At 72.9% G+C, this 10,091-nt stretch carries 11 protein-coding genes and 1 pseudogene; 6 read left to right on the top strand and 6 right to left on the bottom strand.

Going from position 1 to position 10,091, the window contains the following annotated elements; all coding sequences use genetic code 11:
* Positions 1-403, bottom strand: a pseudogene (locus tag HW578_RS17345) (hypothetical protein); the annotation flags it as partial.
* Between the two features lie 324 nt (positions 404-727).
* Between HW578_RS17345 and dapD the strand changes: the two are divergent.
* From dapD to HW578_RS17330, 3 genes are read left to right on the top strand one after another with little or no spacing between them, the layout of a single operon-like run.
* A complete protein-coding gene (dapD, locus tag HW578_RS17340) occupies positions 728-1,564 on the top strand; it encodes a 2,3,4,5-tetrahydropyridine-2,6-dicarboxylate N-succinyltransferase (RefSeq protein ID WP_198371868.1) in 837 nt (278 codons plus the stop codon).
* Between the two features lie 11 nt (positions 1,565-1,575).
* Entirely contained in the window at positions 1,576-2,715 is a 1,140-nt protein-coding gene (dapE, locus tag HW578_RS17335; RefSeq protein WP_198371867.1) for a succinyl-diaminopimelate desuccinylase, read from the top strand.
* Positions 2,716-2,747: 32 nt separating this feature from the next.
* The gene (locus HW578_RS17330) at positions 2,748-3,296 is read left to right on the top strand and encodes a hypothetical protein (protein ID WP_198371866.1); all 549 of its coding nucleotides are present in this window, start codon (positions 2,748-2,750) and stop codon (positions 3,294-3,296) included.
* A gap of 173 nt (positions 3,297-3,469) precedes the next feature.
* Here the strand turns inward: HW578_RS17330 and HW578_RS17325 are convergent, their stop codons facing one another.
* From HW578_RS17325 to HW578_RS17305, 5 genes are all read right to left on the bottom strand, one after another.
* Complete coding sequence (locus HW578_RS17325) at positions 3,470-4,468, bottom strand: Bug family tripartite tricarboxylate transporter substrate binding protein (RefSeq protein ID WP_198371865.1); 999 nt, start codon at positions 4,466-4,468, stop codon at positions 3,470-3,472.
* A 77-nt stretch (positions 4,469-4,545) separates the two neighbouring features.
* On the bottom strand, positions 4,546-5,439 hold the full coding sequence (locus tag HW578_RS17320; protein WP_369407913.1) for an alpha/beta fold hydrolase: 894 nt from the start codon (positions 5,437-5,439) through the stop codon (positions 4,546-4,548).
* Positions 5,440-5,533: 94 nt separating this feature from the next.
* Positions 5,534-6,040, bottom strand: a complete 507-nt coding sequence (locus HW578_RS17315; protein ID WP_198371863.1) for a hypothetical protein — start codon at positions 6,038-6,040, stop codon at positions 5,534-5,536.
* Positions 6,041-6,209: 169 nt separating this feature from the next.
* On the bottom strand, positions 6,210-6,827 hold the full coding sequence (locus HW578_RS17310) for a CoA pyrophosphatase (protein WP_198371862.1): 618 nt from the start codon (positions 6,825-6,827) through the stop codon (positions 6,210-6,212).
* A gap of 49 nt (positions 6,828-6,876) precedes the next feature.
* Positions 6,877-7,485, bottom strand: coding sequence for a DUF1285 domain-containing protein (locus HW578_RS17305; protein WP_232479059.1), 609 nt, complete (start codon positions 7,483-7,485; stop codon positions 6,877-6,879).
* Between the two features lie 108 nt (positions 7,486-7,593).
* On the opposite strand from HW578_RS17305, the gene HW578_RS17300 reads away from it, so the two are divergent.
* The 3 genes from HW578_RS17300 to HW578_RS17290 form a co-directional block, all read left to right on the top strand.
* On the top strand, positions 7,594-8,598 hold the full coding sequence (locus tag HW578_RS17300; RefSeq protein WP_198371861.1) for an AAA family ATPase: 1,005 nt from the start codon (positions 7,594-7,596) through the stop codon (positions 8,596-8,598).
* A 252-nt stretch (positions 8,599-8,850) separates the two neighbouring features.
* Entirely contained in the window at positions 8,851-9,702 is an 852-nt protein-coding gene (locus HW578_RS17295; RefSeq protein WP_198371860.1) for a DUF58 domain-containing protein, read from the top strand.
* Positions 9,702-10,091 (top strand): BatA domain-containing protein (locus tag HW578_RS17290; protein ID WP_198371859.1); only part of this gene is annotated, 390 nt, incomplete at its 3' end. The genes HW578_RS17295 and HW578_RS17290, both read left to right, overlap by 1 nt.

Genomic DNA, 10,091 nt, shown 5'->3' with positions numbered 1-10,091 from the left:
CGGCCGCGCTGGCCGCCGCGGTTTCCTGCTGGGTCACGTCGTGGGCGGCGCCGCGCAGCCCGGCATGGCCGCCGCGCGCATCGCTGAGCGGCGCCAGCGACAAGGCCAGGCAGCGCGGCTGCCCCTGCGCATCCGCCACCCAGGCGCGATGTCCGCGCACCGCCTGGCGCAGCGTGAACGGATTGGGCCCGGCGCCGAGCAGCAGGCTGTCGGCGCGCCGGCCGAGGAGGCTGGCCGCGCGGTGCCCCAGCACCGTGTCGGGCCAGAGGAAGGTGAAGCGCCCGGCATTGTCGGTCTCGAACACCAGGTCGGCGCCGAGCCCGGCCAGGTCCTGCCAGCGCTGGCGCGATTCCAGCAGCGCCCCGTGCAGCGCCGCAGAGGCCGCCGCCGCCGGCGGGACCATCGCCGACCAGTCCTCAGGGCGAAGCGCCGTGTTCATCGGCGCGATGGAAGCGCCGGTCGGGTGAATCCCGGGTTAGCATGCCCTCCGATCCGGCGGCGGCGGGACGCGCCTCGTCCCGCCCTGCCATCCGGGGATGTTCGTCAGGGCAGGAGTTGGGCCGTCGCCGCGTCGGGCGGATCGGCAAGGGGCCGGTGCTGCCCCGGCTATGCGGGATCCCGCCCGCGTCGGCGTCGCCCCGGTCGCGGACCCGCCGCCGCCGCGTTGACAGGCCCGCGCCGTGGCCGCAAGGAGCGCGGCCCGCCCCAGGACCGCCGGAGACCCGCCATGGACAATACCGCCCTTCAGGCCCGCATCGAAGCCTTGTGGCAGGTGCGCGACCGCGTCACCTCCGCCACCTCCGGCTCCGACCGCGCCGCGGTGGAGGAAGCGCTCGAGGCGCTCGACTCCGGCCAGGCGCGTGTCGCGGAACCCGACGGCGCCGGCGGTTGGAAGGTCAACCAGTGGCTCAAGCAGGCGGTGCTGCTGTCCTTCCGCCTGACCGATTCGGCGCCCATGGACACCGCCGCCGGCGCCTACGACAAGGTGCCGCTCAAGTTCGAGGGCTGGGGCGAGAACCGCTTCAAGGAAGCCGGCTTCCGCGCCGTGCCGGGCGCCGTGGTGCGGCGGTCGGCCTATATCGCGCGCAACGTCGTGCTGATGCCCTCCTTCGTGAATGTCGGCGCGCGCGTCGACGAGGGGACGATGATCGACACCTGGGCGACCGTGGGGTCCTGCGCGCAGATCGGGAAGAACGTGCACATCTCGGGCGGCGTGGGGATCGGTGGCGTGCTGGAGCCGCTACAGGCCAATCCGGTGGTGATCGAGGATGACTGCTTCATCGGCGCCCGGTCGGAAGTGGCCGAGGGCGTGATCGTCGAGCGCGGCGCCGTGCTGTCCATGGGCGTGTTCATCGGCGCCTCCACCAAGGTGATCGACCGCGCGACGGGCGAGGTCTTCATCGGCCGCGTGCCGTCCTATTCGGTGGTGGTGCCGGGCGCGCTGCCGGGCAGGCCGCTGCCGGACGGCACCCTGGGGCCCTCGCTGTACTGCGCGGTGATCGTGAAGCGGGTGGACGCGCAGACCCGCGCCAAGACCGCGATCAACGAATTGCTGCGCGACTGAGCGCGCGGCGCATGCCGACCGACCCGATCCCGCTCGCCCAGGCGCTGATCCGCTGCCGGTCGGTGACACCTGCCGATGACGGCGCGCTCGATGTCGTGCAGCGGGCGCTGGAGCCGCTGGGCTTCGCCTGCACGCGGCTGGTCTTCGGCCCCGACGACTACCGGGTGGACAACCTGTTCGCCCGGCGCGGCACGGCCGGCCCGCATTTCTGCTACGCCGGGCATACCGACGTCGTGCCGCCCGGCGACGTCACGGCCTGGACCGGGGATCCCTTCGCCGGCGAGGTGCGCGATGGCGTGCTCTACGGCCGCGGCGCCTGCGACATGAAGGGCGGGATCGCCGCCTTCATCGCCGGGCTCGCGGACTACCTCGCGGAGCGGCCGAACCATCCCGGGTCGATCTCCCTGCTCATCACCGGCGATGAGGAGGCGCGATCGGTCGATGGCACCGCGAAGGTGCTGGAATGGATGCAGGCGAACGGCCAGGTGCCGGACATGGCGCTGGTCGGCGAACCCACCAGCAAGGCCGCCCTGGGCGACACCATCAAGATCGGCCGGCGCGGCAGCCTGACCGCGCGCATCGCGGTGCAGGGCAAGCAGGGGCACAGCGCCTACCCGGCGCTGGCGGACAATCCGATCCATCGGCTGGTCGCGGCGCTCGGCCCGCTGCTGGCGGCGCCGATCGACAACGGTTCCGAGTTCTTCCCGCCGACCACGCTGCAGGTGACCGGCTTCGACGTGGGCAACGCCGCATCGAACGTGATCCCGGCCACGGCGCGCGCCATGCTGAACATCCGCTTCAACGACCTGCACACGAGCCAGGCGCTGACCCAGCGCCTGCATGCCGCGCTCGCCGCCGCCGGCTGCCGCTACGAGATGACGGCGGAATGCTCGGGCGAGAGCTTCCTCACGCGCCCCGGCCCCTTCGTCGATGCGCTCACCCGCGCCATCGCGGCCAGCACCGGCGTGACGCCTGGGCTCGACACCGGCGGCGGCACCTCCGATGCGCGCTTCATCGCGCGCTACTGCCCGGTGGCGGAATTCGGCGCGGTGGGCGCGACGCTGCACCAGGTGAACGAGAACGCTCCGGTCGACGAACTGCGCCGCCTGGCTGCGGCCTACCGCGCCATCCTGCACGAGGTGCTCGGCTGAGCGCAGCCCAGCCCCCGCCGGCCGGGCCGGTGGTGCGCGGCATCGCCGGCGCGCTGCTGCTCGCGCGCGGCCGCGCGGAAGGCGTGATGGCCTTCGCGCCGACCCTGGCCGAGGCGCGCGCCTCCTTCGTGGCGGCGCTGCTCTGCCTGCCGATCTTCCTGCTGCTGCGCGGCATCGGCGGCGCGGATTCCGCCGCCGGCGCCGACCCGGTGCGCGCGCTGGCGGCGGACGTGATCGCCTATGTCTGTTCCTGGGTCGGTTTCGCGTTGGCCAGCCTGCCTCTGGCCCATGCGATGGGCCGGCGCGCGCTGTGGCCGCGCCTGGTGGCGGCGTGGAACTGGGTGAACCTGGTGCAGTACCTGGTGCTGGCGGGCTTCACCCTGCCGGTGCTGCTGGGCCTGTCCGGACTGGTGGCGGATGCGCTGGGGCTGGCGGCGATCGGCTATGCGCTGTGGCTGCAATGGTTCACCGCGCGCGCGGCGCTGGGGGTGAATGGCGTGCGCGCCGCGGGGTTCGTGCTGCTGGACCTCGTGATCGCGGTGTTCCTGTCGGGGCTTGTGGTGCGCCTGTCGCTGCCCTGAAGCGGCGCCGGGTCGCCCCGGGCCCGGGGTCCCGCGGCGGAGGCGATCCCGGCCGGGCCGGCCCGCGCGACCGATCCGACCTTGGAAGCGCCGCGGAGCGTGAAGCCCTGCTCCGTCAGCGCCGCCGGCGGGCGCGGCACCAGCACGTCGCCGCGCCGCGCGCCGCTTGGCGGCTATTCGACCCGGGCGCCGGAGACGCGCACGGCCTCCTCCCACATCGCCGCCTCGGCCGCGGCGCGCGCTGCCATCTCCTCCGGCGTCGACCAGACCGCCAGGGCGCCCACGCGCAGGAAGCGGTCCTTCAGCGACTGCTCGGCCACGATGGTGCGCAGCGCGCCGTTCACCCGCCGGATGACCGGGGCGGGCGTGCCGGCCGGGAAGACGAAGCCCTGCCAGGAGGAGACGACGAAGTTCGGCACCCCGGCCTCGGCCATGGTGGGCAGGTCCGGCAGGGTCGGCCAGCGCTCGGCGGAGGTGATGGCCAGCGCGCGCATCCGCCCCTCCGCGATGACCGGGACGTAGGAAGCGAGGTTGTCGAGCGCGAAGTCGAGGTCACCCGACAGCATCGCCGGGATGATCTGCGCCGCGCCGCGGAAGGGGACGTGCGTGCCCTCCACGCCGATGCGCCCGGCAAAGAGCGCGCCGGAGAGATGCCCCGTGGTCCCCACGCCGGGCGAGCCATAGGTGAAGCCGCCGCGCTTCGCCTTCGACCACGCCACGAAATCCGCCAGCGTGCGCGACGGGTTGTGCTGCGAGGACACCACCGCGACGTTGGGCAGGTCCCAGGCCACGCCGACCGGCGTCAGGTCGCGCGTCGGGTCATAGGGCAGGCGGGCATAGAGGAAGCGGTTGATCACCAAGTGGCCCACCGAGGCGATGCCCATGGTGTAGCCGTCCGGCGCGGCCTTGGCGGTGGCGTCGATGCCGATGTTGCCGCCGGCGCCGGCACGGTTCTCGACCACGAAGGTCTGGCCGAGCGCGGCCTGGAGCAGCTCGCAGTAGATGCGCACCAGCACGTCGGTCGACCCGCCCGGCGGCCAGGGCACGATGACGCGCACGGTGCGGGCCGGCCATTCGCCCTGGGCCTGGACGGCCGGGGCGGCCAGCAGGCCGGCGCCGGCGGCGAGCGTCAGGCGCGTGCCGGCCGACAGCAGGGTACGGCGGGTTGTCATGGTGTCGTCTCTCCCGGTGCAAACTGTGCCCTGCATTATCCCGCGGAGCGGTTCAGCGCCAGATGAGCGCCGTAGGGTCAGTGCCGTGCGAGGAAGGCGAGCACCGCGTCGCGGTAAGCCTCAGGCGCATCGCCGGGAACGTTGTGCGCGGCGCCCGCGACGGTTGCACGCTCGCTGTCGGCGAGGCACCGCTCGAGCGCATCGAGAATGGCAGCGAAGAACGGCGTGCTGCGATCTCCGCCGGTCAGCAGCACGGGCGCGCTGATCCTTGAGGCAGCATCGCAGCCGAAGGGCGCGCGCGGGTGGGTGGAGACCTGGTCGGCCAGATGGGACGCTGCATTGTCGAGTGCCATGCGCTGGTCCGCCTCAGGCTGGCGGTCGAAGGCGCCCGCGCCGCGCACGGCATCCACAAACAGCCGCACGCCGTGGTTGAGGTCACCCGCGGCAAAGGCGCTGCGCGCCGGCGCCAGGCGTTGGCCCTGCTCGCGCAGCAAGGACTGACCGTCAGGCGTACCGGCAAGAAGCCCGGCGGCTGGCGGTTCGTTGAGCGCGAGGGAACGCACCATCCCGGGGTAGCGACTTGCGAAGAACAGCGCAGCGACGGCACCTGACGAATGCGCCACGACGTGCGCCCGTTCTATCCCCAGGGACCGAAGCAGCGCGGCGAGGTCCTCGGCGTGCAGGTCGCCAGCGCCATCCGGTGTACCCTCGGCGCTGACCGGATCGGGGAAGCGGTTGCGGCGGCTGTACGAGACGACCCGATAGTGCGCAGCAAAGCTGGGCAGGAGGTCGCGCCACATGCGGAAGTCCTGAAGGCCGCCGTGAATGAGCACGACCGGCGGACCCTGCCCAGCCTCAACGTATGTGAAAGTCGTGCCGTTCGCTGCGACCCTTCGGTGCTCCTCGGCCGTTGCGCCGCCGCAGATCGCAATCATGGCCGCCGCTGCCAGCCGCACGAGCGCTTGCGTCACCAAACCGGCCCCCGATCGTTCCTGAACTCAAGCGAAGCGGATACGCGATCGGTACGGTCTAGACAAGAATGCGAACGATGATCGAGCGGGTCGTTCAGCCGTCGCGGCGTGCCTGCGCGTTCCGGCCAGCCTGCGAGATGCTGCCGATGCTGCGCGGGTCCATGCGCGTGCGGCGCTTGCCGCTGGCCTTGGCGCGCATGCCCCCGCCCGCCGTGGCGCCGGCGCCGGGATGATGCGCGCGGGCGGCCTGCTTGCGGGCCAGCGCCTCCTTCAGGGCGGCGGCGTGGTAGGCGCGCCGCGCCTCGCCATGCAGCAGCTCGATGCGCGCATTCACGCGCTTCAGGGCGGCGGCGAAGACCTGCTTGCGGCGCAGCAGCGCGGGGTCGTGGCCGGCGGTGGCGCGGGGTTCGCCCTTGCCGCGGCGGGCGCGGCGATTGCTGTGGACCATGCCGCGCAGGCGGTCGCGCTGGTCGCGCAGCAGCCGCGCCAGGGCCAGCGCGTCCTCGGCCGACAGGGCGGCGAGCGCGGGGTGGTGGCTGTTCGCGATGAGGGCGAAGTCGTCGCCGAGCAGGCGGCGTTCGGCGGCGATGCTGGTGGCCATGGTGTCTCCCCGTGGTTGTCGGCGCGTCGTTTCGCGCGTCGTCCAGCCATAGCGGCGCGGCCAGGGCAAAGGAAGCGGCTTCGCTGTCCGCTGCGTCCCGGCGTTGGGCCATGGCGCCGCCGGTCCGGCCAAGGCCGCCCGAGGGACCCGGGGGCGACGGGACGCGGCGCTAGTGCTGGTCCCGCAGCACCGCCGCCAGCGTCACCAGCATCGAGGCGGTCGCGCCCCAGATGTAGTGGCGCTCATGCGGCCAGACCCAGAATTCGCGTAGCCGGCCGCGGAATTCCTGGGACCGCCGTTCCGGTGCCGCGGGGTCGAGCAGGCGCGCCAGCGGGTATTCGAAGGGTTCCTCGACCTCGTTCGGGTCGTGGCGGAGCTCGAAGGGAGGGCGCAGCAGCGCCACCACAGGCGTCACGCTGTAGCCCGTGCCCGTCAGCAGCGTCGGCAGGCGGCCGAGCAGCTGCGGCAGCGCGCGATCGAGCCCGACCTCCTCCTCCGCCTCGCGCAGCGCGGTCTGCTCGGGCGTCTCGCCCGATTCCATCCGGCCTCCGGGAAACGAGACCTGGCCGGCATGGGAATTCAGCCGCGACGATCGGAGGGTCAGCAGGATTGTCGGTTCGGGGTGCAGCACCAGCGGCACCAGCACCGCCGCCGCCACCACCCGCCCGCCGGTGCGCGCGACGCGGTCGAGGTCGTCCTCGGGCGAGGGACGGTCGCGCGGCAGGCTCTCGGGGTCGGCCAGGCGCAGGCGCAGGCGGTCCGGATCCAGGCGCCCGGCGAAGCTCATGGTGCCGGCCGCAGCCGCTCCGGCACGCTGCCGTCAGGGGCAGGCATGCTCAATCCGCCGCCATGTCCAGCGCGGGGGCCTCGTCGATCGGGAAGAACACGCCCTCGCTCCAGACGCCCAGCACCTCGCGACCGTCCACCGTCTCGGGCTGCGCCAGCGCGACCAGTTCATAGAAGACGGCACGGCTGATCCGCGCCTCCAGCCCCGGCCGCACCAGCACATAGGGCCGTGGCTCGCGCGAGCGCGGATCGAGGTGTACGCGGATCGGGTGCTCCGGCCCGGCCGTGACCATCTCGTCGAGGTTGGTGCGGAAGGTCAGGCACTGCTGCGGCTTGGCGCAGCCGCAGTCACAATCGCGCCAGAACAGCTCGACCGCCATGAAGGGCGCGTCCTCGACCTCGATGCGCCCGCGCTCGGCTGGCGTCTCGAGCCAATAGGCGCCGTCCTCGCCGCGCTTCAGAACCGAGGCGAACAGGCAGACCAGCGGCTTCCGGTTGATCGGGCTGCCCTTGTAGAGCCAGGTCCCGTCGCGGGCGATGCGGATCGCGTAGTTGCCGCAATCCATCTTCGCCCGGGCGAGCAACGCCCCGGCCGGCGGACCGGCGCAGCCCGGTTTTTGCACCGCCTGCGGCGCTGACATGTCCTGTTGGAGCGTCATTGCATTCCGTCGCCCTTGCACTCAGCGTGGCCGATGCGAGCTAATTCCACCTTGGGGGTGCACCGGCCCGTGCGCCTCCGCCCAGGTCATATAGGGAGCCCTGCCCGCATGAGTGAAGTGGCCGAGACACAGGATCCTGCCGCCCTCGTCGCGGAGGTGGAGGCGCTGGGCGCCCGCCTGGCCCGGGTGCGGGAGGCGGTCGGCCGCGTCATCTTCGGGCAGGACCTGGTCGTGGAACGCGTGCTGATCACCCTGCTCTCGGGCGGGCACGTGCTGCTCGTGGGGGTCCCCGGGCTCGGCAAGACCAAGCTGGTGGATACGCTCGGCACCGTGCTGGGGCTGGACCCGCGCCGCGTGCAGTTCACCCCGGACCTCATGCCGGCCGACATCCTCGGCTCCGAAGTGCTCGAGGAAGACGCCCACGGCAAGCGCGCCTTCCGCTTCATCAAGGGGCCGATCTTCTGCCAGCTGCTGATGGCAGACGAGATCAACCGCGCCTCGCCGCGCACGCAATCGGCCCTGCTGCAGGCCATGCAGGAACACCGCGTGGCGATCGGCGGCGAGATCCACGCCCTGCCCACGCCCTTCCACGTGCTCGCCACGCAGAACCCGATCGAGCAGGAAGGCACCTACCCGCTGCCCGAGGCGCAGCTCGACCGCTTCCTGCTGGAAATCGAGGTCGGCTACCCCGACGAGGCCGCCGAACGCGCCATGCTGCTGGCCACCACCGGTGCCAAGGAAGCCCGCCCCGTCCAGGCCATGACCGGCGCGGAACTGATCGCCGCACAGGCGCTGATCCGCCGCATCCCGGTGGGCGAACAGGTGCTCGACGCGATCCTGAAACTGGTCCGCGGCGCACGGCCGGAAACCACCACCCTCGACAGCGTCCGCCAACACCTGGCCTGGGGCCCAGGTCCCCGCGCCGCGCAGGCGCTGATGCTCGCCACCCGCGCCCGCGCCCTGCTGGACGGACGCCTCTCCCCCAGCATCGACGACGTCCTGGCCCTGGCCGAACCCGTGCTGCGCCACCGCATGGCCCTGACCTTCGCGGCCCGCGCGGACGGCATCCACCTGCGCGAGGTGATCGACGCGCTCAAGGAGAGCGTGGCGTAGCGTGCGCATGTGCGGCGCCTTGGAGAGGGGCTCTGCCCCTCACCAAACCTCTCCCCGCCAAGGGCTTAAGGCCCTTGGAACCCTCGACTTGATCGGGGTGTTCGGGGAGGGGCATGGCGCGACCTGCGCGGCGGGCATCACCGACGATGCCCCTCCCCGAACACCCCGATTCAAAACCCGCGGTCCAGGGGGGCGTAGCCCCCTGGCGGGAGGGGTCAGGGGAGGGCAGCGCCCTCCCCAGGACGCCACCCCATGAGCACCTCCGTCACCGTTCCCTGGGCCGAGGCCCTCGGCGCCGCGCTGCCGCCGCTGGTCGTGCAGGCCGAGCGTGTGGCCGCCACGGTCATGCAGGGTGTGCACGGGCGGCGGCGGCCCGGGCAGGGCGATGCCTTCTGGCAGTTCCGGCCCTATACGCCGGGCGATGCAGCGGCGCGGGTCGATTGGCGGCAATCGGCCAAGTCCGACCGGTTGTTCGTGCGCGAGACCGAGTGGGAGGCGGCGCAGACGGTCGCACTCTGGTGCCAGGGCGGGGCCGGGATGGACTGGCGCAGCCATCGGGACCTGCCCGCCAAGCGGGTGCGGGCGGAGTTGCTGCTGCTGGCGCTGGCTGCGCTGCTGTTCCGCGGGGGCGAGCGGGTCCGTCTGTTCGGCCTGCCGCGGGCCTTCACCGGGCGAGGGGCGTTGAACGCGCTCGCGCAGAACCTGCCGCGCCAGGCGGCGGAGGCGGATGACGGCCGCATTCCACGCCATGCGCGGGTGGTGCTTTTCAGCGATTTCCTGGCGCCCCTGGAACAGACGCGCAATCGCGTCGCGGCGCTGGCGTCGCGCTCCATCCGGGGCCATCTGGTGCAGGTGCTCGACCCCGCGGAGGAGACGCTGCCCTTCACCGGCCGCATCCGTTTTGAAGGCCCTGGCAGCGCGGAGCATGCACTGGTGCCGCGCGTCGAGGGCGTGCGCGCGTTGTATGAGGAACGCCTGGCGCGGCATCGCGAGGGGCTGGCGGCGCTGGCCGCGGCATCAGGCTGGTCGTTTGCCACCCATCGCACGGACCAGCCGCCGGAAGCGGCGCTGCTGGCGCTGCATCGCAGGCTGGCGCCCGGCTGATGTGGCAGGCCGGTCCCCTCGCCTTCGCGGCACCCTGGCTGCTGCTGGCGCTGCCGGCGCTGCCGGTGCTGTGGTGGTTGCTGCGCGTCAGCCCGCCGGCGCCGAAGTCGCAGACCTTCCCGGCGCTGCGCCTGCTGCAGGATCTGCCGCCGACCGAGGAGACCCCGCACCGGACCCCCTGGTGGCTGCTGCTGCTGCGCCTGGTGGCGGCGGCGCTGCTGATCGTCGGCCTGGCGCGCCCGGTGTGGCAGCCGCAGTCGGGTGGTGGCGGGACGGGGCCGCTGCTGGTCGCGATCGATGATGGCTGGGCGGCCGCGCCCGACTGGCCGGCGCGCACCGCGGCCGCCGTGGCGGCGCTGGATGCGGCGGGGCGCGAGGGCCGGCGCGTC

It is taken from the genome of Roseomonas rosulenta, assembly GCF_016106005.1.
Taxonomy (GTDB): domain Bacteria; phylum Pseudomonadota; class Alphaproteobacteria; order Acetobacterales; family Acetobacteraceae; genus Neoroseomonas; species Neoroseomonas rosulenta.
This window is presented reverse-complemented; position numbering and strand designations above follow the sequence as displayed.

What these genes read in the sequence shown, in the direction of transcription:
- dapD (WP_198371868.1), top strand. Translation starts at nt 728, where the DNA reads ATGGACAATACCGCCCTTCAGGCCCGCATCGAAGCCTTGTGGCAGGTG.
- dapE (WP_198371867.1), top strand. Translation starts at nt 1,576, where the DNA reads ATGCCGACCGACCCGATCCCGCTCGCCCAGGCGCTGATCCGCTGCCGG.
- HW578_RS17325 (WP_198371865.1), bottom strand. Translation starts at nt 4,468, where the DNA reads ATGACAACCCGCCGTACCCTGCTGTCGGCCGGCACGCGCCTGACGCTC.
- HW578_RS17315 (WP_198371863.1), bottom strand. Translation starts at nt 6,040, where the DNA reads ATGGCCACCAGCATCGCCGCCGAACGCCGCCTGCTCGGCGACGACTTC.
- HW578_RS17310 (WP_198371862.1), bottom strand. Translation starts at nt 6,827, where the DNA reads ATGAGCTTCGCCGGGCGCCTGGATCCGGACCGCCTGCGCCTGCGCCTG.
- HW578_RS17305 (WP_232479059.1), bottom strand. Translation starts at nt 7,485, where the DNA reads ATGACGCTCCAACAGGACATGTCAGCGCCGCAGGCGGTGCAAAAACCG.
- HW578_RS17300 (WP_198371861.1), top strand. Translation starts at nt 7,594, where the DNA reads ATGAGTGAAGTGGCCGAGACACAGGATCCTGCCGCCCTCGTCGCGGAG.
- HW578_RS17295 (WP_198371860.1), top strand. Translation starts at nt 8,851, where the DNA reads ATGAGCACCTCCGTCACCGTTCCCTGGGCCGAGGCCCTCGGCGCCGCG.